Raw genomic sequence first — 22,823 nt, forward strand, 5'->3', positions numbered from 1 at the left:
GCCGACCAATCAAGATCACTTGCCTTCGGGCGGGGGGCGCGTTGTCAGTGGCAGGTGCGAGGATGCGGGGAGTACTGGCCGATGTGCTCGTGTGGGGTGGTCCGCGCCCGCACAGAAGGGACCGCTGACGCCGATGCAGATCCGGCTGACCGTCGTAGACCCGCTGGCTCCGCCTTCCCCGGCGCGGGGCCGCGCCGCGAGTTGCGACGTGCTGGTCACGGCGCCCGCGGGCACGGCCCTGGCCGCGGTGGCGTCGGCGCTCGCCTCGGCGGTGTCCGGTGACGGGGGCACCTCACGCGGGAGCGAGGCGGAGCGCGGGGGAGGCCCCGTCGTGCTGTACGCGGGCACGGAGCGGCTCGACGACCGGCGCAGCACGCTCGGCGAACCCCCGTTGACAGACGGCGCGGTGCTGTCCGTGGGCGCCCCGGCGGCGCCCGAACCCCACCCCGAGCTGGACGACGCCCCGACCCAGCTCCATGTCGTGGCCGGCCCGGACGCGGGCGGGGTGCACCTGCTGCACGGCGGCGAGATCCGCATCGGCCGCTCCGCCGACGCCGACGTCCCGCTCGACGACCCGGACGTCTCCCGGCTGCACTGCGCGGTCACGGTCGCCGCCGACGGCCGTGTCTCGGTCGCCGACCTCGGCTCCACGAACGGCACGACGCTGGACGGCGCCCGCCTGACCACCCGCCCGGTGCGCTTCGCGCCGGGCGCGCTGCTGCGGATCGGTGAGTCGGCCCTGCGGCTCACTCCGGCCGGCGGGCCGGGGGCACGGGTACGGACGGAGCCGGACGGAGAGGGACATGTGCGCGTCCCCGTCGGGGGCGACCCGGTCGGCCCCCGCCCGGCGGGCGACGGCCCGGCGGCGCCCGCGCCGGGTGCCCCGGCGGTACCGCACGCGCGCGTGCCGGACGGCGGCGACGCGTCCGGGTCCTCGGCCGGCCGGTCGGCCGCCCAGGAGCACGGCCCGGTTGAGCCGCCCCTCGTGCCGCCCCAGGGCGGGGCACCGCGGATCGAGCGGCAGGGCGGGGCCGGGCGGCCCCCCACGGCACCGCGCGGCGGCGACACGCACGGCGCGGGCTTCGGCGTGGGCGCACTCGGCGGGGACACCGGGGGGCATGGCGCCGGCACCACCGCGAGCGACGGCAGCCGCGACGGCACCCCGGCCGACCGCGATGACACGGTCGGTCACGGCATCGGCATCGACGGCACCGTCAGCGACGGCAGCCGCGGCGGGACCCCGGCGCACGGCGGCAGCCGTAAGGGCACCCCGCTCCGGGGCACCGATGTGCCGCCCGGCGTGCGCAGGCGCGGCGGGCTCTCGGCGTGGGCGCGGCGGCTGGCCGGCGGGCGCGGGGAGCAGGAGGCGGCGCGGCGTGGGACGTACGACGACGAGCGGGCCGAGGCGACCGAGCTCCCCTCGCCGGCGAGCGGCCCCCGGCTGCCGGAGACGTGGCCGGACCCCGCGTCCCTGCTGCTGACGGCCCTGGGCCCCGGGCCCCGGCTGTGGGAGCGCGCACCGGGCCACCCGGAGGCACTCACGGTACGGCTCGGCACGGCGGACCGGGCGGCGCCGGACGGCTCGGGGCTGCTGCCCGCGGTACCGGTGACCGCCGATCTGCGCGAGGTCGGGGCGCTGGGCCTGGCCGGTCCGCGCGAGCGGCTCGCCGGGCTGGCCCGCGCGGTGATCGCCCAACTCGCCGCCCTGCACTCGCCGGACGCCCTGGAACTGGTCCTGATCAGCGCGGACCGCTCCCGTCCCCTGGAGGAGCGCACCGCCGAGTGGTCCTGGCTGGGCTGGCTCCCGCAGGTCCGCCCCGGCCACGGCCAGGACTGCCGCCTGCTGCTGGCGTACGACCGCGAACAGGCGACGGCCCGCACGGAGGAGTTGCTGCGGCGGCTGGAGGACCTGACGGCGGAGACGGCCGCCGATGCCGTCATAGGCTCGGCGAGCCATGGGGCGGGCGGGCCACTGCCTGCTCAGCGTGCCGTTCGGCGGCCCTCGTGGGCGCGGGACGACAACCCTGCCGACGGGGCGAGCGGATTCGCGGGGCCGTACAGCGTGGTCGTCGTGGACGGCGATCCCGGTGGTGCCGACCTGCGCGAGGCCGTGGCACGGCTGGCGCTGGAGGGGCCGCGGGCCGGGATCCATGTCGTGTGCCTGGCCGAGACGGCTTCGGCGTCGCCCGCTTCTCCGGTGACCGAGACCTATGAGGCGGCCTGCACGGTGTCGCCGGTGTTCCGCGAGTGCGGTGCGGTCGCGCTGCTCAGCGGCGATGTGGCGACGGCGCTGCGGCTGATGCGGGTGGCGCGGGGCGGAGCCGGAAGCGGGAACGGCGGCGGGGCTCGGGCTGCCGGACGTGAGGCGGAGGGCTTCCCGCGCGGGGCGGAGGCGGAGGCTTCCCCACGCGCGGGGGACGCGGCGCGGACGGGTGCCACCGGCCAAGGCGCCGTTGGCGACCACGGCCCTGCGGATCACCACACCACCGGCCACAGCCCAGGTGCCCACAGCCCAACCGGCAACAGCCCGGCCTCCGGCTCCTCCAGCCCCGCCGGCCCTTCCGGCGCCCCCGCCCACGGTCCCGTCGGGCACGGCACCGTGGCCGCCGTGGACGCCGTCTCGCTCGCCTGGGCTGAGCGGTTCGCGCGGGCTCTGGCGCCGTTGCGGACCGAGGGTGCCGTCGGGGACCGGCACGCGCGCGTGTCCGTGCCGTTGCCTCAGGCGGCGCGGCTGCTGGACGAGTTGGGGCTGGCCCGGGCCACCCCGGCGTCGCTGATGGCGCGGTGGGCCGACGCCGGTGACGACGCGGAGGCCCTCGGCGGGCGGGCGTGCGCCGTGCTGGGGGCCGGGCCGCGCGGGCCGGTCAGCGCGGACCTCGGCGCCGACGGCCCGCACCTGCTGATCGAGGGCCCGCACGGCAGCGGGCGTACGGAGCTGCTGCGGGCGGTCGTCGCCTCGCTCGCGGCGGCCGAGCGGCCGGACCGGCTGAGCATCGTGCTGATGGACGGCCGGGACACGGTGAGCGCGGGCGGCGCGCACGGCGAGGGGCTGCGGGTCTGTACGGACGTCCCGCATGTCACCACCCACCTCACCGCCAACGACCCCGTCCGCATGCGGAAGTTCGCCCAGTCGCTCAGCGCCGAGCTGAAGCGCCGCGCGGAGTTGCTCGGGCGGTCCGACTTCACCGAGTGGCACACGGGCCGTGAGCTGTCGAGCCGGATGGTCGCGCACCGTGGGGCGGGGGCGGGCGCCGGGATCGGCGGCGGGGGCGGTGACCTCAACGGCGATCTGGACACACCGCCCAGCTCCACGCTGCGGCTGCGGCCGGGCGCGGCACGTCGGCGGGCCGAGGCCGTGCCGCCGCTGCCGCGGCTCGTCGTGGTCGTGGACGACCTGGACGCGCTGGTCTCGCCCGCGCTGGGGTCGCCGGGCAGACCCGCGGCGGGCTCGGTGATACGTGCGCTGGAGGCCGTGGCACGGGAGGGCGCGCGGCTCGGGGTGCACCTGGTGGCCGCCGCGGGCATCGGGGGCCGTACGGCGGAGTCGGAGCCGGCGCGCCTGGCGACGTTGCGGGTGACGCTGGACGCGGTCGCGGCGGGTCCTGACGAACCGGCGCCGGGGCGTGGGCGGTTGGCGTGGGCGGACGGCAGAGTGGTGCCGTTCCAGGGCGGCCGGGTCACCGGGCGCATTCCGCGGACGGCGACGCTGCGGCCCACGGTGGTGCCGTTGGAGTGGCACCGGATGGGCGACCCGCCGACCCGGCGCCCGGTGCGGGAGTTGGGCAACGGGCCGACGGATCTTGCGTTGCTGGCCAGTGCGTTGGAGCGGGCGGCACGGGAGGTGTCCGCGGTGGAGGTTCCGTCTCTGCTGTAGCGGGCGCCTTCAGGACGGGGCCGTTCACGCCGATAGCAGGAGTGCGCGGTCCCTGGTCACGAGGTCGTCACGATCCCCGGGTTGACAGCGGAGGCGGTCTTGCCGCCCCCCATACCAAGGCGTAGACCAGATCGCACGGGACAGCGCTCGAACGTTCGACGAGGCACGAAGAACGGGGCAGTGATGCGCAGCACGAGCAGCAAGAACCGGACGAACAGGGCCGCCAGGGCCGCGGCGGCCGTACTGGCGGGAGCCCTCGCGCTCTCGCTCACGGCATGCGGCGGCGATGACGACAACGGCGGCGGCGAACAGGGCGGTTCCGGCGGTCAGGAGACCGCCGACACCGTCACCCTTCCCAAGCTGAACGGCGAATCCCTCGAGGTCGCCGCCGTATGGACCGGTGCCGAGCAGGAGAACTTCAAGAAGGTCCTCGCGGAGTTCGAGAAGCGCACGGGCGCCAAGGTGACCTTCGTGCCCGCCCAGGACCCGATCATCAACTTCCTCGGCTCGAAGGTCGCGGGCGGGCAGCCGCCGGACATCGCGATGCTTCCGCAGCCGGGCGCCATCAAGCAGGCCGTCGAGAAGAAGTGGGCCAAGCCCCTGGGCGCGGACGCCGTCAAGGAGCTCCAGGAGAACTACTCGCAGGGCTGGCAGAACATCGGCAAGGTCGACGACAAGCAGTACGGCGTCTACTACAAGGCCGCCAACAAGTCGCTGATCTGGTACAACACCAAGGTTTTCGAGAACGCGGGGGCCACCGAGCCCAAGACGTGGGACGAGCTTCTCACGACCGCGCAGACCGTGTACGACTCCGGCGTCACCCCGTTCTCCGTGGGCGGCGCGGAGGGCTGGACCCTCACCGACTGGTTCGAGAACATCTACCTCTCCCAGGCGGGTCCCGAGAAGTACGACCAGCTGGCGCGGCACGAGATCAAGTGGACCGACCCGTCCGTGAAGGACGCGCTCACCACGCTCGCCCAGGTGTGGGGCAAGAAGGACTATGTGGCGGGCGGTGCGAGCGGCGCGCTGCAGACGGACTTCCCGGCCTCCGTCACCCAGACCTTCACCGGCGGCGACCAGCCGAAGGCCGGCATGGTCTACGAGGGCGACTTCGCGCAGGTCAACATCACGCAGGCCAAGGCGGAGGTGGGCACGGACGCGAAGGTGTTCCCGTTCCCGGCCGTCGGTGACACCGCGCCCGTCGTCTCCGGCGGCGACGCGGCCGTCATCCTGCAGGACTCCAAGGCGGCGCAGGCGCTGGCCACGTTCCTGGCCTCCCCGGACGCGGCGACGATCCAGGCGAAGCTCGGCGGCTACCTCTCGCCGAACAAGAACGTGGACAACTCGGCGTACCCGAACGACGTGCAGCGGAAGATCGCCAAGGCCCTCATCGACTCCGGTGACGACTTCCGCTTCGACATGTCCGACCAGGCCCCGCAGGCCTTCGGCGGCACGCCCGGCAAGGGTGAGTGGAAGGCGCTGCAGGACTTCCTGAAGAACCCGTCGGACATCGCGGGTACGCAGCGCAAGCTGGAAGCCGACGCGGCCGCGGCGTACGGAAACTGACGCCATGGCGTCGGCGGAAGCGGCAGGGGTCGGCCCGGAGAATCCGACCCCTGCCGCACCCAGGTCGCGCAAGAGTGTGACCGGCACGCGCAAGGCCATGGCGGCGCTCTTCCTGCTGCCCGCCCTCGTGCTGCTCGGCGCGCTCGTGGTCTACCCGATCGGGTACTCGGTCGTGCGCAGCTTCTACGACCAGTCCGGCGACGGCTTCGCCGGATTCGACAACTACGAGGCCCTCTTCACGGACGACGGTATCCGCACCGCCCTGAAGAACAACGTCATCTGGGTGGTGTTCGCCCCCACGGTCGCCACCGCGCTCGGTCTGATCTTCGCGGTGCTGACCGAACGGGTGCGCTGGGGAACGGCCTTCAAGCTGGTCGTCTTCATGCCGATGGCGATCTCGATGCTGGCGGCGGGCATCATCTTCCGGCTGGTGTACGACGCCGACCCGGACAAGGGCGTCGCCAACGCGGTGTGGGTCGGTGTGCACGACACCTTCGCGCAGGCGTCCGCGTTCCCGAAGGCGCATCCGGGGCGCGAGTCGCCCCTCGAAGCGGCGCCGGGCGGCGGTTTCATCACCAAGGCCACAGTCAGCGCCGGCACCCCGGTCGTGCTGCCTCTGGTCGGCGTGGCCCCCGACCAGATGCCGGACGACGCCAAGAAGGCCGTACCGGCGAAGGCGGAGCCGGGGAAGGTCACCGGCACCACCTGGCAGGACTTCACGCGCGGCAAGGGCGTCGGCACGCTCGGCGGCGTCGACGCGTCCGAGCTGGGGTACGCCGGGATGAAGGTCGAGGCCGTCAGGGACGGCAAGGTGGTGGCCTCCACCAAGGCCGCCGACGACGGCACGTTCACCCTGCCGGCCGCGGCGGACGGTGCCCGACTCCGCCTCCCCGCAGGCAACTTCAAGGAGCCGTACAACGGCCTGGACTGGCTCGGCCCGTCCCTGGTCACGCCGGCCATCATCGGGTCGTACATCTGGATGTGGGCCGGTTTCGCGATGGTGCTGATCGCGGCCGGGCTCGCGGGCATCCCGCGCGATCTGCTGGAGGCGGCGCGGGTCGACGGCGCCAACGAGTGGCAGGTGTTCCGAAGGGTCACGGTCCCCCTCCTCGCACCCGTCCTCGCGGTCGTCACCGTCACCCTGATGATCAACGTCCTGAAGATCTTCGACCTGGTCTTCATCATCGCCCCGGGCTCCTCCCAGGACGACGCGAACGTCCTCGCGCTGGAGCTGTACCGCAAGGGCTTCTCCGAGGACCAGCCGGGCATCGCGAGCGCGATCTCCGTGTTCCTGCTGCTGCTCGTGATCCCGGTGATGTGGTTCAACGTCCGTCGGCTGAGGCGGGAGGTGCGGCGATGAGTGCGGACGCCGGCAGGCTCACCAAGGCGGCGCCCGAGCCGCTCAGCGGCGTCAAGGGCGAGCAGTCGCTCGGCGCCCGGCTCGCCTCCTTCGTCAGCGGCGGGCTGGTGCGGGTGTTTCTCATCGTCGTGGGCCTGTTCTGGCTGGTCCCGACGATCGGGCTGCTGCTGTCGTCGCTCCGGCCGCCGGAGGAGATGACCGCGAGCGGCTGGTGGGAGGTCTTCAGCAAGCCCTCCCAACTCACCTTCGACAGCTACGACAAGCTCCTGAGCAACAGCGACATCACCGACTCGATCCTGAACACCGTGCTGATCACGGTCCCGGCGACGGTCCTCGTCGTCATCATCGGCTCGCTCGCGGGATACGCGTTCGCGTGGATGGAGTTCCCGGGCCGCGACTGGTGGTTCCTGGGCGTGGTCGGCCTGTTGGTGGTGCCGGTGCAGGTGGCGCTGATCCCGATCGCCGAACTGTTCGGCAACATCGGCATCTTCGGCTCGCTGATCGGCGTGATCCTCTTCCACGTCGGCTTCGGCCTGCCGTTCGCGGTTTTCCTGCTGCGGAACTTCTTCGCGGAGATCCCGCGGGAGCTGCTGGAGGCGGCCCGCCTGGACGGCGCCGGTGAACTGCGCCTGTTCTTCCGTGTCGTGATGCCGCTCGGCGGTCCGGCGATCGCCGCGCTCGGCATCTTCCAGTTCCTGTGGGTGTGGAACGACATGCTGGTGGCGCTGATCTTCACGGACTCCGGAAGCCAGCCGATCACGGTCGCGTTGCAGACCCAGGTACGGCAGTTCGGCAACAACATCGACGTACTGGCACCCGGCGCGTTCATCTCCATGGTGATCCCGCTGATCGTGTTCTTCGCGTTCCAGCGGCAGTTCGTGTCCGGCGTGATGGCGGGCGCGGTCAAGTAGCGGCAAGGGCGCCACGCTTGAGGGGGCGGGCCGACATCGGCCCGCCCCCTGTCGTTCACTTACGGGTCCCCCGTATGCCGTAGGTCCCGTAACCAAGTCACTCCATTGGCCGTTCCCGGCAAGGCGACAGCGCCCATCCCCCCCCGACCGACCCAGTGGATGTCCCTTGCCCAGGTTCAGTGTCATCGTCCCCGCGTACAAGGTGCAGGCGTACCTGCACGAGTGCCTGGAATCGGTGCTCTCGCAGTCGTATCCCGATCTCGAACTGATCGCCGTCGACGACTGCTCGCCGGACGCGTGCGGCGCGATCATCGACGAGTTCGCGGTCCGCGACCCACGGGTACGCCCCGTGCACCTCGCCGAGAACCGGGGCCTGGGGCCCGCCCGCAACGCCGGTATGGCGGAGGCCACCGGCGACTACCTGCTCTTCCTGGACAGCGACGACACCCTCACCCCCGACGCCCTGCACGCGATCGCCGACCGGCTGAAGGAGACCGGCGACCCGGACGTCCTGGTCTACGACTACGCGCGCACCTTCTGGACCGGCGAGACGATCCGCAACGAGGCCGCCGACCGGCTCAGCGAGGACGGCCCCGCGCCCTTCCGGCTCGCAGACCGTCCGGGGCTGCTGCGGCTGCTGATGGTCGCGTGGAACAAGGCGTACCGGCGGGAGTTCGTCGCGGAGGAGGGCTTCGCCTTCCCGTCCGGCTACTACGAGGACACCCCGTGGACGTATCCGGTCCTGATGACGGCGGAGTCGATCGCGACGCTGGACCGGGTGTGCGTGCACTACCGGCAGCGGCGCCGGGGCGGCATCCTCGGCACGGTCAGCCCGCGGCACTTCGACATCTTCGAGCAGTACGACAGGGTCTTCGCGTACGTCGGCCAGAACCCGGAACTGGCGCGCTGGCGCCCGCTGTTGTTCCGTCGCATGGTCGACCACCTGATCGTGGTGTTCGCGCGCCGCGACCGCCTACCGCGCCGCAGCCGCGCCGCCTTCCTACGCAAGGCCCGTACGCATTACCGCCGTTACCACGCCCCCGGCGTCCCCGTCCCGGCGCGCACCCGCGTCCACTACGCCCTCGTCCGCCTGGGACTGCACCGCACCTACCACGCCCTGCAGCTGACGGCGGCCCTGGTCCGCCGTACCGCCAAGCTCGCCAACCGCCTGCTGAAGGGCCTGCGTTCCGCGCTGCTGCGCCTGCACTACCGCCTCCAGCGCTGCCTCCCCGTACGGGCCGACCGCGCCGTCTTCGCCGCCGAGGGCGTCCGCGGCCACGGCTGCCACCCGGGCGCCCTGGAGCAGGCGTTCCGCACGCACGTCCCGGGGATCCGCACGGCCTGGATCGCCGAGGCCGAGCAGCACGCCGCCGTGCCGACCGGCACCCGCCGGCTGCGCCCCGGCACGGCCGCCTACTGGACGGCCCTCGCCCGCTCCAAGTACCTCGTCCACAACGCCGAGCTGGACCGCCGCCTGGTCAAGCGCCCGGGCCAGATCGTGGTGCAGACCCGGCGGGGCACCCCGCTCAAGCACATGGGCCTGGATCTGCGCGAACGCCCGGCGGCCTCGGGTGACACGGACTTCGACGAGCTGGTCGACGAGGTCGACAAGTGGGACTACGTCCTGTCCGCCAACCGCCACTCCACCCTGATCTGGGAGCGCGTGTACCCGGGCGGCTACACGACCCTGGAGTACGGCAGTCCCCGCAACGACGTCTTCCAGCAGGCGACCTCGGCGGACGTGACCCGGATCCGTGAGTCCCTCGGAATCCCCGAGGGCGCCGTCGTGATCCTCTACGCCCCGACCCACCGCGACTACCGCCGCACCCAGCGCAGCCCCCTCGACCTGCACCGCGTCGCCCGCCGCCTGGGCCCGCGCCACGTCGTCCTGGCCCGCGCCCACCACCGCCACGGCGGTCCGCTCGCGGCGACCACCGACCAGGTCATCGACGTCACCGACCACCCGAGTGTCGAGTCGCTGTGCCTCGCCTCGGACGCCCTGGTCACCGACTACTCGGCGATCATGTTCGACTACGCCAACCTGGACCGGCCGATCGTGATCCACGCCGACGACCGGGAGGCGTACGAGGCGGCCCGCGGCACCTACTTCGACGTGCGGTCCTGCCCGCCGGGCGCGGTGTCGCGCAGCGAGGACGAGCTGATCGACATCTTCGCCACCGGCCACTGGTGCGGCTCGCGCTCCGCCCAGCTGCGGTCGGCGTTCCGGACGCGCTTCTGCCCGTACGACGACGGGCGCGCCGCCGAGCGGGTCGTACGCCATGTGGTGCTGGGTGAGACCGGCGTCCCGTCCGTGGTGCCGCTGGGCAACCGCCACCCGGTTCCGTCACCGAGAGCGTCTGAACGCCGTTCTCACGGAAGAGGAGTTCGCGTCTGAGGCCGGCCTCGGCCTCCTCGGGAACCCGGCCGCCGGCACAACGACAGAAAGAGCAGTATGCCCCGCTTCAGCATCATCGTTCCGTCCCACGGGGTCGCGGGCCGGCTGTCCCTGGCGCTGGACTCGGTCCTCGCCCAGTCCTTCGGTGACTTCGAGCTGATCCCGGTCTGCGACGGCCCCGACTGCCCGGCGTCGGACGTGGCGGCCGGGTACGCCCGGCGGGACTGCCGGGTGGCGCCCGTGCACTCGCCGCCGACCGCCGGGCGGGCCGGGGCGCGCAACGCCGGGATGCGGGCGGCGATCGGTGAGTGGCTGCTGTTCCTGGACGGTGACGACGTGCTGGTGCCGGGCGCGCTGGCGGCGCTGGACGCGCGGCTGGACGAGACCGGTGACGTGGACGTCCTGTACTTCGAGCACGAGCGGACCCCGTGGTGGGTGGGCGAGCCGACCAACCCGGCGGCGCCGCTGCTGGCCCGGGCTCCGGACGGGGTCTTCCCGCCGGAGCGGGCGCCGCACCTGACGGGGGTCCAGCTGCCGGCCTGGAGCGCGGCCTACCGCCGGGCCTTCCTCGCCGAGCGGCAACTCGCCTTCCCCGAGGGCCACTTCACCGATGTCGGCTTCGGTGGCCTGGTCGCGTTGAGCGCGGAGCGCGTGGCGGTGCTGCGCCAGGTCGTCGTACGGCATCTGCTGCGGCGGCAGGGCAGCCGGCTGGGCCTGCCGGGCGAGCACCATGCCGAGCTGCTGGACCAGGTCGAGCTGGTGCTGACGCGGGCGGCCGGGCAGGGGCTGTCCGGGGAGCGGTTCGCGGCGCTGTTCGAGCAGGTCTTCGGCGCCGTACTGAAGACGGCCGCGCATCCGCGACGGCTGCCGCGCGGGCGGCGTGCCTTCTTCCGCCGGGCGAGCGGGCTCTACCGGCGGCACCGCCCCGCCGGGTTCCGGGTGCCGGGCGGCAGCCTGGGCGTGCAGCACCGGCTGCTGGCGGCGGGGTCGTACGCGGCGTTCCGCGCGCTGCGCCGGGCCATCCAGGCGGCGGCGCGGGCGGCGGCCGGGGTGCCGCGTCCGGGCGGGGTGCGCAACCGGCTGCGGTACCGGCTCCAGCTGCTGCTGCCTCTGGACAGGAACCTCGTCGTGTACTGCGCGTACTGGGGCCGTGGCTACCTCTGCAACCCGGCCGCGATCCACGCCAAGGCGCGTGAACTGGCCCCGCACCTGCGCTCGGTGTTCCTCGTCGAGGCGGACCGGGCGCACACGGTGCCCGAGGACGTGGAGTACGCGGTCATCGGCAGCGGTAAGCACTGGGACGTGCTCGCCCGCGCCAAGTACCTGGTCAACAACGCCAACTTCGCGGACGCCGTGGTCAAGCGCAGGGGCAGCGTGCACCTGTCGACGCAGCACGGCACCCCGCTGAAGAAGATGGGCGCCGACCAGTCGGCGTACCCCGTGGTGACCGCGGCGACCGGCAGCATCGGCAAACTGCTGGCCCGCGTCGACCGCTGGGACTACAACCTCACCTCCAACGGGCACTCCACTCAGATGTGGGAGAGCGCGTACCCGTCCGCGCACGAGCCCCTGGAGTACGGCTATCCGCGCAACGACGTCTACTACACGGCCGACGCCACCGACGTCGCCCGCGCCCGCCGCGAACTCGGCGTTCCGGACGGCAAGAAGGCCCTGCTCTACGCCCCCACGCACCGCGACCACGCCACCGGCTTCGAGACGGGCCTCGACCTGGAGGCGCTGTGCGAGGAGATCGGCGACGAGTACGTCGTGCTGCTGCGCGCCCACTACTTCTACGACCGGGGCAGGGCGCGCGGCACCGGCCGGATCATCGACGTCACCGCGCACCACTCCGCCGAGGACGTCTGCCTGGCCGCCGACGCGCTGATCACCGACTACTCCTCGATCATGTTCGACTACGCCAACCTGGACCGTCCGATCGTCGTGTACGCCGACGACTGGGACGTCTACCGGGAGGTGCGGGGCGTCTACTTCGACCTGATGGAGTCGCCGCCGGGGCGGGTGGCGCGGACGCCGGGCGAGCTGGCGGCCCTCTTCCGGGACGGCTCGTACGCGGACGCGGAGGCCAAGGCGCTGCGGACCGCCTTCCGGGAGCGGTTCTGCCAGTTCGACGACGGACTCGCCGCCGAACGGGTCGTACGCCGGGTGCTGCTGGGCGAGCCGCCCGAGGCGATCCCACCGGTCATCCCGCTCGCCGAGCGCATCCCCGCCCCCGCCCCGACGACCCTCGTGAGGAACTGACGTGCCCCGCTTCAGCATCATCGTTCCCGTCTTCAAGGTGCAGGGGTTCCTGCGGGAGTGCCTGGACTCGGTGCTCGGGCAGTCGTTCACCGACTTCGAGGTGATCGCCGTCGACGACCGCTCCCCCGACGGCTGCCCCGCGATCCTGGACGCCTACGCCGACCGCGACGCCCGTGTGCGCGTGCTGCACCTGCCGGAGAACGTCGGCCTCGGCCGGGCCCGCAACGCCGGTCTGGAGGAGGCGAGCGGCGACTACGTCCTCTTCCTCGACAGCGACGACTCCTACACGCCGGGCCTGCTGGCGGCCGTCGCGGCCCGCCTGGAGGCGAACCGGGACCCGGACCTGCTGGTCTTCGACCACGTGCGCACCCACTGGTGGGGGCGCGGCGGCCGCAGCACGTCGGCGGACCTGCTGGCCGCGGCCGGTACCGGCACCTTCAGCATCCGCGAGCGCCCCGAGTACCTCCACCTGTTCCTGGTCGCCTGGAACAAGGCGTACCGCCGCGACTTCTTCCTGAAGCACGAGCTGAGCTACGCCCCGGGCCTGTACGAGGACGCGCCCGTCACCTACCGCTCGATGGTGCTGGCCGACCGGATCGCCTGTCTGGAGCGGATCGGGGTCGAGTACCGGCAGCGGCGGCAGGGCGCGATCACCAAGACGCCGGGGCGGCGGCACTTCGACATCTTCGCGCAGTACGAGGGGCTGTTCGCGTTCCTCGAAGGGCGCCCGGACCTGGCGTGGGCGCGCCCGCCGCTGTTCGAACGGGCCCTGGACCACATGCTGTTCGTGCTCGCGCGCGAGGACCGGGTGACGCCGAGGGATCGCGGGGACTTCTACCGGGAGATCCGCTCCTTCCATTCCCGTCACGTCCCGGAGGGCTTCACCCTCCCGGACGGCCCGCGCGGCAAGGAGATGCGGCTGCCGGCGACGGCGTCGTACGCGTCGTACGCCGTGCTGCGCGGACTGCGTGACGTGCGCTCGGCGGCGGGGAGCGGCAGGCGGCGGGTGACGCGGGCTGTCGCGCAGCGGGCCCAACGGGTCTGGTACGGCGCCCGGTCGAGGCTTCCGCTCGATCCGCACCTGGCGGTCTACTCGGCGTTCTCGCACCGGGGAGTGCTCGGCGATCCGGCGGCGATCCACGCCAAGGCCCGCGAGATCGCCCCGCACATCAGGGGTGTGTGGGTCGTCCAGGAGGACGCCGTGGAGGCGCTGCCGCCGGGCATCGACTTCGTGACGCCGGGCTCGCGGCGCTATCACGAGGTCATGGCGCGGGCCACGTACTGGGTGAACAACGTCAACTGGCCGGGCACCCTCGCCAAACGCCCCGGCAGCGTCCACGTCCAGACCCACCTGGGCACCCCGCTCAAGTACATGGCGGCCGATCTGCTGACCAAGCCCGGCGCGCGGCACGGTTTCGACGTGCCGAAGATGCTGTGGCGGGCCGACCGCTGGGACTACAGCCTGGTGGCCAACCGGCACTCGGAGCTGGTGTGGGAGCGGGCCTATCCGTGTCGCTTCACCTCGCTCAGGACCGGGAGTCCGCGCAACGACGTGCTGGTCAACGCCGGTCCCGGAGCCGGTGAGGCGGTCCGTGCGCGGCTCGGTGTGCCCGCCGGGCACACGGTCGTGCTGTACGCGCCGACCCGTCGCGACTACCGCCGGGGCGGCCATGTCGACCGGATCGATCTCGCCCGGTTCGCCGAGGATCTGGGCGCCGGCCACACGCTGGTCGTACGGCTGCACCCGTCGCTGGCGAAGGGCATTGCACGCGGGATGGGCCTGGCCGATCTGCATCGGCGGGGCGTGCTGATCGACGCGACGGACGAGCCGCACGTCGAGGACGTGATGCTCGCCGCCGACGTCCTGGTCACCGACTACTCGGCCCTGATGTTCGACTACGCCAACCTGGACCGGCCGATCGTGATCCACGCCGACGACTGGGGGGCGTACGCGGCGAGCCGGGGCGCCTACTTCGACATCACGGCCGACGCGCCGGGCCATGTGTCGCGCTCCTACCGGGAGTTGGCGTGGCTGTTCGCGTCCGGGACGTGGCGGGACGGGGAGTCGGCGCGGGCGCGGGCCGGATTCCGGGAGCGGTTCTGCGAGTTCGACGACGGACACGCCGCCGAGCGGGTGGTGCGCGCGGTGATGCTGGGCGAGCGGACGCCGGAGGGGCCGATCGGCGCGAGGAGGGTGCCCGCTCCGGCGGGCGCGAGGTCGCTGACGGACGCTCGCTAGGCCGTGTCCGCTGTGGCGGCTCACCCGGGTTCACTCGATGTGGTGACGTGAGGCAGCGCCGTTGACCCGGTCGGCGACATCGGGAACATACGGCAAATGCCCCGAACCCACTCAACCTCCCAGGTCGGAAAGGCGGCCGTCAGCACACTCGTCCGGAGGGCGGTGCGTGGTTCCACCGCGCTGCGCGGCGGCCGCCCCTGGCGTCCCACGCCGTACCAGGTCTTCGGCTTTCTGTTCTTCCTGGTGATGTCGCTGGCGTACTGGGCCGTGCCGCTGTGCTGCGACGCGGGCCAGCACGCGGCGGTCGTGGAACGTCTGCGGGCGAACCTGCTCCACCCACGCCATCCGATGGCGGACCTGCCGGGCGCGGGCAGCCCGTACTACTCGCCGTACGCCGTCGCGCAGGGTGCGTTCGCCCGGCTGACCGGGCTGGGCGGCTGGGAGGTGGTACGGCTGGCCGGGCCGCTGAACCTGCTGGTGCTGCTGACCGGCATCGGCCGGCTCGTGCGGGTGCTCACACCCCGGCCGTGGGCGCCGGTGCTGGCACTGGGGACGATGACGCTGCTGTGGGGGACGGAGCGGGCCTGGTGGAGCGGGTATCCGAGCCTGATGTCGATGACGGGCAACCTCGGCTATCCCTCGGCGTTCGCCATCGGGCTGACGTTCTGGGCCTGGGCGCTGACCGGGGCGCGAGCGCGGGGGGAGGGACCGGCGCGGGCGCGGGGACAGGTCCGGTACGTCGGGCCGAGCGGGCTGCCGGGGGTCGCCGGGCATGCGGGGCTCGGGATGCTGTACGGGCTGATCCTGCTGATCCATCCGATCACGGCGGCGGCCGCGCTGCTGGGGGCGGTGGCGTTCGTGGCCGGGTGGCAGCGGGGGTGGCGTCGGCAGCCGGGTGCCGTGGCCGTGCGGTGGGGGGTGACGGCGGGGACGGCGGTGCTGGTCGCCGGGTGCTGGCCGTACTTCGATGTGTTCGCGCTGGCCGGGGACGACAGCGTGGACCGGATGCACCGGCGGCTGTACGAGCAGCTCCTGGGGCAGTTCTGGCTGGCACTGCTCGGGCTGCCCGCGCTGTGGCTGCGGTGGCGGCGGGGTTCCCGGCGGGATCCGCTGGTGCTGCTGTTCGCCCTCGACTGCCTGCTCGTGGCGTACGGCTGGGTCAGCGGCCACTACACCTACGGCAGGATCCTCGGGCTCACCCTGGTGCCGCTCCAGTTCGCGCTGGCGGTGGAGCTGGCGACGCCCCGGCCGTGGGGCAGGGCGCGCCGGGTGCTGGGCGGGGCCGCGGCCGCCGGGGCCTGTGTCGGGTTCCTGACCGTGCAGGGCGGGGCGGTGGTGCCGCGTGCGCTGGATCCGGTCGGGCTTCAGCAGCCGTCGCTGTGGCCGTCGTACGCCTGGGTGGCGCGGCATGTCGGGAAGAGTGAAGTGATCATCGCCGACGGGCACTTCGCCCCTCGCTCGATCCCCGGGTACGGGCCGAACCTCGCCGCGCCGATCTGGCCCGACCGCGCCCTGGACGAGCGGGAACGCGGACGCCGGCTCGCCGATGTCCGCGCCTACCTCTCCCCCGCGTCGACCCGGGCCGAGCGCACGGCCGTCGCCCGGCGCTACCACGCGCGCTGGCTGCTGCTGACGCGCTGGAAGCGGGTGCCGGAGGAGGCGGTGGTGGTGGCCTGGAGCCGGACGACGGGGGAGGTGCTGGCGCGGATCGGGTGACCGGCGGCTGCTGAAGGCGTGGTCCTACTCGATGACGAGGTCGACGTCGATGTTGCCGCGGGTGGCGTTGGAGTAGGGGCAGACCTGGTGGGCGGTCTCGACGAGCTTGCGGCCGGTCGCCTCGTCCAGGCTGTCGGGCAGCTCGATGCGCAGCGTCACCTTCAGACCGAAGCCCTCTCCCTGCTTGCCTATGCCGACCTCGGCGGTGACGGCGGCGTCGGAGACGTCGACCTTGGCCTGGCGGCCGACGAGGCCGAGGGCGCTGCCGAAGCAGGCGGCGTAACCGGCGGCGAACAGCTGCTCCGGGTTCGTGCCCTCGCCGTTGCCGCCCAGTTCCACCGGCGGGGCGAGCTTGAGGTCGATCTTGCCGTCGTTGGAGACGGCACGACCGTCGCGGCCGTGGGTGGCGGTGGCGACTGCGGTGTAGAGCGCGTCCATGAAAAACCATCCCTCTCGAGTCACGTTCCGGCGGCTCTGTCTGCGGCCGCCGGACGACCACAAGTAGAGCACGCAATTCAATTGTGCGCAACTGAATGGCGGACGCGAGTTACCCTGGAGCCATGACGACCACGCCCACGGCCGACTGGCTCCGCCTCGACCAGCAGATCTGCTTCTCCCTGAACGCCGCGTCGCGCGCCTTCGGCGGCGTCTACCGCGTGGTCCTGAAGGACCTGGGGCTCACCTATCCGCAGTACCTGGTGATGCTGGTGCTGTGGGAGCACGGCGACCTCCCCGTGAAGAAGCTGGGCGAACACCTGCGCCTGGACTCCGGCACGCTGTCCCCGCTGCTCAAGCGGCTGGAGGCGGCGGGCCTGGTACGCCGGGAGCGCAGCGCGCGCGACGAGCGCTCGGTGGAGGTGCGGCTGACCGAGGAGGGCACCGCCCTGCGCGAGCGGGCCCTGCAGGTGCCGCGCCGGATCGCCGGTGCGACGGGCTTCGACGTGGAGGAGATCCGCGAGCTGCGCGCACGACTGGACCAGCTCACGGCCGCTCTGGACGCGGCTGCGCTGGAGGAGTCGGCGGAGCGGGGGGTGTAGGCGGGGAGGGGTGCTCGGGCGCCTCGTGCGGGGCGCCGTGCTCAGGCTGGGTGGTGTGCTCGGGTGCGGCGGCGTGTTCGTGCGGGGATCCGCGCTCGGACTGGGCGGTCTCCTCGTGCGGGGCGCCGTGATGGGGCGCGGCGTGCTGCTCGGCGCTGTTCTGCCGGGTGGGACGGGCTCGGTTCGGGCCCGCGGCGTGCTGCGTGGGCTGTCTGCGGACGTACAGCCGTAGCGGGTCGTCGTGGCGCCCGGCGGGGAGGGGGCGGAACTCCTCGGCCACGATGTCGAGTTTGGCGCGCTCGGTGGGGTTGCGCGGGTACCAGTGGGAGCGCAGGGCGTACGGCTCGGCGACGACCCAGACCCGGTCGACCGAGTCGAGCCTGCGCCGCAGCTCCTCGGCCCCCACCTCACGGCCGTACAGCGTCCCCGACCTCGGCGCGGAGTGCAGCAACGCGATGTCCCGGGCCCACCGGAACCCCTTCGGGTACGCGAGCGCCGAGCGCCGTCCGATCGACGGCAGGTACAGCACCGGGTCGCCGGGACGCAGATGCCGGGCGGCGAACGCGGACGTGGCGGCGAGGTTGTCGGGGCGGTGCGTCGGGGATCGGTCCTGGCGGTGGAGGGGGAGGTGGTGGAGGAAGGCGAGGGTGATGGCGAGGGCGCCGGCCAGGGGGATCCGGGGGATCAGGGGGCGGCGCAAGGGGCGGCCGGTGCTGCGGCCACGAAGGCGGGCGTCCAGGTGCTCGCGCGCCAGGAGCGCGGCCACCCGATCGGCCCCCGCCGCCACGAGCAACGGCGCCCCCGCGAGGGCGTACAGCACATACCGGTCGTCGTAGACGGGCCGCACCTGGGACACGGCGATGAGCAGCCCCGGCGGCACCACCAGCAGCGGCAGCGCGACCGCCGTGACCCGCCCCGTCCCGAGCCCCACCGCCATCAGCAGAACGCAGGCCCCGAACACCACCCCCGAGGGCCCGGCGACGAACCCCCGGAGCAGGCGTTCCGCGGTCCCCCACTCCGGCACCGGCAACCACTCCACCTGACCGGCCTGCACCCACGACAGGGCCACCAGCGGCAGCAGGACCATCCCCGCACCGGCCACCGCGCGCCCCCACCCGAACCACACCCGCCGCGACACCCGGCCCGCCGCCAGGGTCACCGCGTGCGCGCCCACCACCAGCACGGCCAGCTCGTGCAGCAGACAGGCGGCCCCGAGGACGAGGCCGTACGCCCACCACACCCGCCGCACCAGCAGCAGCGTCGCCCCCGCCACCCCGGCCGCCACCAGTGCGTACGACCGCCCCTCCTGCGCGTAGTGCCCGGTCATCGGCGTCACCGCGAACAGCGATCCGGCCCACAGCCCCACCCTGGGCCGCACCAGCCGCGCTCCGAGCGCCGCGACCAGGCCCGCCGCCGCGGTCGCGCCGAGCACCGACGGCAACCGGAGCGCGACCTCACCGGGCTCGCCGGGGTAGTGGGCGAGGACCACGTGCATGAGCAGGTAGTACAGGCCGTGCACGGCGTCCACGTCCCGCAGCAGCCGCCAGATCTCCGGCACCGACCGCCGCGCGACCTGGAACGTCACCCCCTCGTCCCGCCACATGCCCTCCCGGTCGAGCCCCCACAGCCCGATACCGAGCATGACGGCCATGGGGACACAGACGGCGAGGGCGGTGCCGGCGCCTGCCGCGCGGCTGCTCCTCCTCTGTCTCTGTTCCTGTTCCTGTTCGGCGTACGTCACGGGACCGATTTTGTGCTATTAGCAGACTGTTACTTTTCATTGACGGCGTATCACCTTCGATATGGCATTCATCCGGCTTACGATCCGTCGTGATGAACCACCCGGCACGACGCGTGGCCCGTGGTTTACGCCCAGTTACATCAGGAGTCCGTGCCAGACCCCAGCGCCTGCTTCACTGTCACTGGCACCCAGATTCCACAGACCCCCAGACTCCACAGACACCCAGACCACAGACACTCAGGCTCACAGGCCCATTGACGAGGGGACGCCCGCACATGACCTGGCTGATCACCGGCGGCGCCGGTTACATCGGAGCGCACGTCGTACGGGCGATGACCGAGGCGGGTGAGCACTCCGTGGTGTACGACGACCTGTCCACCGGCATCATCGAGCGCGTGCCCGACGGCGTGCCGCTGGTGGTCGGCTCGACCCTGGACGGCGAGCGCGTCGCCCGCGCCCTGCTGGCCCACCGCATCACCGGTGTCATCCACCTCGCGGCGAAGAAGCAGGTCGGCGAGTCGGTCGATCTCCCCCTGCACTACTACCGGGAGAACGTCGAGGGCCTGCGCGTCCTCCTGGAAGCGGTGACCGCGGCACGCGTACGGTCCTTCGTCTTCTCCTCCTCGGCGGCGGTGTACGGCATGCCGGACGTGGATCTGGTCATGGAGGACACGCCGTGCGTGCCGATGTCGCCGTACGGCGAGACGAAGCTGGCCGGCGAGTGGCTGGTCCGGGCGACGGGCCGCGCGACCGGCCTGTCCACGGCGTCACTGCGCTACTTCAACGTGGCGGGCGCGGCCGCCCCCGAACTCGCCGACGTCGGGATCTTCAACCTCATCCCCATGGTCTTCGAGAAGCTCACGGAGGACGCGCCCCCGCGCATCTTCGGCGACGACTACCCGACCCCCGACGGCACCTGCGTCCGCGACTACATCCACGTCGTCGACCTGGCCGAGGCCCATGTCGCCGCGGCCCGCGCGCTCCAGGCCTCGCCGGGCCGCGACCTCACGTTCAACATCGGTCGCGGAGAAGGCGTTTCGGTACGCGAGATGATCGACATGATCAACGCCGTCACCGGCTACGACCGCCCCCCGACCGTCACACCCCGCCGCCCCGGCGACCCGGCCCGCGTCGTCGCCTCCGCCGACCGCATCACCGCCGAACTGGGCTGGAAGGCCAGGCACGACGTGCAGGACATGATCACGTCGGCGTGGGCGGGGTGGCTGCGGTCGCATCCGAAGGCGGCGCGGCACTGAGGTTCCTGTCGCGGGGCGGTCACTGGACCACCGGTCACCGCCGACTCCGTCCGACCCGAGGGGTTGCCACTTGCCGTCCAGATCGCACGGCACGCCCTCCGAATCGGCCGACCAGCCGCCGCTCGGCACAGCCCGATCGCTCAGCCGGGTGATTCCGGACGTCCGCTCGGCGTGGATCAGTCCGGTGTACGGCCTGGCGCCACGCAGGCACCCGGACGAGTACATAGCTTGTCCGCGTGGTCAGTGCCTCCCTTCCTCCGCAAACCGCTCCCCGCACTGCGGCATCCGGCATTCCTCGGGCGTCACATTCGCGTTCCTGGTGGGCCGGTGGGCTGTGTGCGGCGGCCATCGCGCTCGCTCTGTACACCGGGGCCCGGCTGCCGTCGCTCTGGACCGTGACGCTCCAGACGACGTCACTGACCGACGGGTTCCGCCGCCGTTTCCTCGTCGCCACCGTCCTCTACCCGCTCGCCGAGTGGGCAGGGAATGCGTACTGGTTCTACGCGGCGTTCTCGCTCGCGATCCTGGCACTGCTGCTCGCCGTCGTCGTCACCGCGGTGGTGCGGGCCACGACACCGGTACGGCGATGGCTCCCGGTGGCGTTCTTCGTTCTCCCGGCGGGTGGCTACCTCTTCCACGAGGTCGGCTATCTCGACCAGGTCCTGTTCCTGCTGCTGTTCGTCGCTCTGTGGCTCGGAGGTCGCGGCAGATGGTGGGCGGCGGCTCTGGTGATGACCCTGGCGCCGACGGCTCATGAGATCAGTGCGCTGACCGTGATCCCGTTGTGGTTGCTGGCCGTGTGGCGCTCGGCGCTGTCGGTGCGCACCGCGTTCGCGGTGAGCACCCTGCCGGTGGCGGTGAACGCCCTGTTGTTCGCCGTGCCATCCGTGGCCCCGGGAGCGCGAGAACATCTGATCGCACGGATCAGGGAGGGCGGCTGGAACTGGCGCGAGGACGCGATCGCCCTGTTCTTCCGCACCCAGGTCCAGAACTGGACCGCCTACGACCCGTGGAACATCGCTCTCTCCCTGGCCCCGCTCGCCCTGGTCGCCATCACAGTGACGGCGGTCGTCGTGGGACGCGGCCACGACACACGCGGCTGGGCGACACGCGCCCTGGCCGTGGGCGCGAGCGGAGCGCCGTTCCTGCTGGCCTTCGGCGGGTGGGACGAGCATCGCTGGGCGTTCCTGCTCTGTGTGAACCTCGCCGTCGTGGTGTGGCTGTGGTGCGACGGTCACGAGAACGTGAAGCGTACGGCGGTCACGCTCGGGCTGGGACTCCTGCTGATCACACACGTACCACTGCACTACTTCGACGGGTTCACCTCCGTGCCACTGACCGGCACCGCGCTCACGCACCACGGAGAGGCAGCGCACCCGGGCCCCCAAGGCGGCCCGTTCGAAGTGCCCGTTCGCTGGTAGCAGGGTCTGAGGACACGAACGACGCGCTACCCGGCCAGTGCCGCGATCGAGAGCACCAGCACCGGCAGCCCGGGCATCTCCCTGCGCGCGGCGAGGGCGGCGCGCAGTCCCTCGTCGCGGAAGTCCGGCGGCATCCGCACGTCGAGCACGGCAGCGTCGGTGCGGTGCTCCAGCAGCGCGGGCAGGAACTCGGGGCCGGTGGCGGCGACGGCCACGACCTCGTGCCCGGCCGAGGTCAGGAGGAGGACGAGGCCCTCACGCAGCAGCGCGTTGTCCTCGGCGATCACGACGCTCACGGCAGTTCCGCCGCTGCGCCGGTCACCGCACGCGCGCGGTGTCGCCGCCCCGATCAACCGGCGGTCGCTGCGCGCAGCCTACTCACAGAGCCACTCACAACGCCTTGAGGGCGTGGGCGGTGGCACGGGCCAGGGCGTCGAGATAACCCTTGGGCACCTTGGGGCTGCGGATCACGACGGAACGCCAGTACAGGGGGCCCGAGATCAGATCCAGGGCCAACTCCTCGTCGATGCCCGGACGCACCTCGCCACGCTTCTCCGCGGCCATCACGATCCCACTGGCAACGCTCGCCTGCCCGTCCCGCAGCGCCTTCTGCACAGCCTCGGCGATCTCGGGGCTGCGAGCCGCCTCGGCCTGGAGGTCGGGGAGGATCTGCGAGGCCAAGGGGTGCCGCAGGGCGCGCGCGGTCACCTGGTACAGCTGACGCAGATCCCCTTCCAGCGAACCGGCGTCGGGAACGGGCAATCCCATGACGGCGACCGCCGACACCACGTCCAGCACCAGGTGCAGCTTGGAACGCCAGCGCCGGTACACCGCCGTCTTGCCGACGCCCGCGCGGCGCGCGATGCCCTCTATCGACATCCGCGCGTAGCCGACGGCCGCCAGCTCCTCGAAGACGGCCGCCCTGATGGCCTCCGTCACGTCCTCCCGGAGTACGGCCGCCCCGGCCGGGGTCCGGCGGCGCGGACGCGTCTGGGGCTGGTCGGCGTTGGTCGTCATACGGACCAGCATAGGGCGTTGCGACGATACG

General features: G+C 72.6%; 14 protein-coding genes and 1 pseudogene. 11 read left to right on the forward strand and 4 right to left on the reverse strand.

From position 1 onward, the window contains the following. Positions 1 to 133: 133 nt before the first annotated feature. From ACIBAG_RS43410 to ACIBAG_RS43445, 8 genes are all read left to right on the forward strand, one after another. On the forward strand, positions 134 to 3,874 hold the full coding sequence (locus ACIBAG_RS43410; protein ID WP_399113371.1) for an FHA domain-containing protein: 3,741 nt from the start codon (positions 134 to 136) through the stop codon (positions 3,872 to 3,874). 183 nt (positions 3,875 to 4,057) lie between these two features. After that, entirely contained in the window at positions 4,058 to 5,440 is a 1,383-nt protein-coding gene (locus tag ACIBAG_RS43415) for an ABC transporter substrate-binding protein (RefSeq protein WP_399113373.1), read from the forward strand. A 4-nt stretch (positions 5,441 to 5,444) separates the two neighbouring features. Next, entirely contained in the window at positions 5,445 to 6,800 is a 1,356-nt protein-coding gene (locus ACIBAG_RS43420; RefSeq protein ID WP_399113375.1) for a carbohydrate ABC transporter permease, read from the forward strand. Continuing rightward, positions 6,797 to 7,711: a carbohydrate ABC transporter permease gene (locus ACIBAG_RS43425; RefSeq protein WP_399113376.1), complete on the forward strand. Its 915-nt coding sequence runs from the start codon at positions 6,797 to 6,799 to the stop codon at positions 7,709 to 7,711. The genes ACIBAG_RS43420 and ACIBAG_RS43425 overlap by 4 nt, the downstream gene beginning before the upstream one ends. Before the next feature lie 166 nt (positions 7,712 to 7,877). Next, a complete protein-coding gene (locus ACIBAG_RS43430) occupies positions 7,878 to 10,106 on the forward strand; it encodes a CDP-glycerol glycerophosphotransferase family protein (protein WP_399113377.1) in 2,229 nt (742 codons plus the stop codon). Between the two features lie 57 nt (positions 10,107 to 10,163). Further along, positions 10,164 to 12,365, forward strand: coding sequence for a CDP-glycerol glycerophosphotransferase family protein (locus tag ACIBAG_RS43435; RefSeq protein WP_399113379.1), 2,202 nt, complete (start codon positions 10,164 to 10,166; stop codon positions 12,363 to 12,365). Between the two features lies 1 nt (position 12,366). Next, positions 12,367 to 14,604, forward strand: coding sequence for a CDP-glycerol glycerophosphotransferase family protein (locus ACIBAG_RS43440; RefSeq protein ID WP_399113381.1), 2,238 nt, complete (start codon positions 12,367 to 12,369; stop codon positions 14,602 to 14,604). A 96-nt stretch (positions 14,605 to 14,700) separates the two neighbouring features. Beyond that, entirely contained in the window at positions 14,701 to 16,320 is a 1,620-nt protein-coding gene (locus ACIBAG_RS43445; RefSeq protein ID WP_399113382.1) for a hypothetical protein, read from the forward strand. 24 nt (positions 16,321 to 16,344) lie between these two features. Here ACIBAG_RS43445 and ACIBAG_RS43450 read toward each other — a convergent pair whose 3' ends face one another. After that, the gene (locus tag ACIBAG_RS43450; protein ID WP_399113384.1) at positions 16,345 to 16,758 is read right to left on the reverse strand and encodes an organic hydroperoxide resistance protein; all 414 of its coding nucleotides are present in this window, start codon (positions 16,756 to 16,758) and stop codon (positions 16,345 to 16,347) included. 122 nt (positions 16,759 to 16,880) lie between these two features. On the opposite strand from ACIBAG_RS43450, the gene ACIBAG_RS43455 reads away from it, so the two are divergent. Continuing rightward, the gene (locus ACIBAG_RS43455) at positions 16,881 to 17,357 is read left to right on the forward strand and encodes a MarR family winged helix-turn-helix transcriptional regulator (RefSeq protein ID WP_399113386.1); all 477 of its coding nucleotides are present in this window, start codon (positions 16,881 to 16,883) and stop codon (positions 17,355 to 17,357) included. Here ACIBAG_RS43455 and ACIBAG_RS43460 read toward each other — a convergent pair. Further along, on the reverse strand, positions 17,302 to 19,098 hold the full coding sequence (locus ACIBAG_RS43460) for a hypothetical protein (RefSeq protein ID WP_399113388.1): 1,797 nt from the start codon (positions 19,096 to 19,098) through the stop codon (positions 17,302 to 17,304). The genes ACIBAG_RS43455 and ACIBAG_RS43460 overlap by 56 nt on opposite strands. A gap of 275 nt (positions 19,099 to 19,373) precedes the next feature. Between ACIBAG_RS43460 and galE the strand changes: the two genes are divergently transcribed. Both galE and ACIBAG_RS43470 read left to right on the forward strand, forming a co-directional pair. Further along, positions 19,374 to 20,354, forward strand: coding sequence for a UDP-glucose 4-epimerase GalE (galE, locus tag ACIBAG_RS43465; RefSeq protein WP_399113390.1), 981 nt, complete (start codon positions 19,374 to 19,376; stop codon positions 20,352 to 20,354). A gap of 395 nt (positions 20,355 to 20,749) precedes the next feature. Beyond that, positions 20,750 to 21,775: a hypothetical protein gene (locus tag ACIBAG_RS43470; protein ID WP_399113391.1), complete on the forward strand. Its 1,026-nt coding sequence runs from the start codon at positions 20,750 to 20,752 to the stop codon at positions 21,773 to 21,775. A gap of 47 nt (positions 21,776 to 21,822) precedes the next feature. Here the strand turns inward: ACIBAG_RS43470 and ACIBAG_RS43475 are convergent. Together ACIBAG_RS43475 and ACIBAG_RS43480 are read right to left on the reverse strand one after the other, a co-directional pair. Continuing rightward, positions 21,823 to 22,071: pseudogene (locus ACIBAG_RS43475) on the reverse strand (response regulator); the annotation flags it as partial. A 94-nt stretch (positions 22,072 to 22,165) separates the two neighbouring features. Further along, positions 22,166 to 22,804, reverse strand: a complete 639-nt coding sequence (locus ACIBAG_RS43480) for a TetR/AcrR family transcriptional regulator (RefSeq protein ID WP_399113393.1) — start codon at positions 22,802 to 22,804, stop codon at positions 22,166 to 22,168. Between the last annotated feature and the right edge of the window lie 19 nt (positions 22,805 to 22,823).

It is taken from the genome of Streptomyces sp. NPDC051243 (genome assembly GCF_044455405.1).
Lineage (GTDB): Bacteria > Actinomycetota > Actinomycetes > Streptomycetales > Streptomycetaceae > Streptomyces.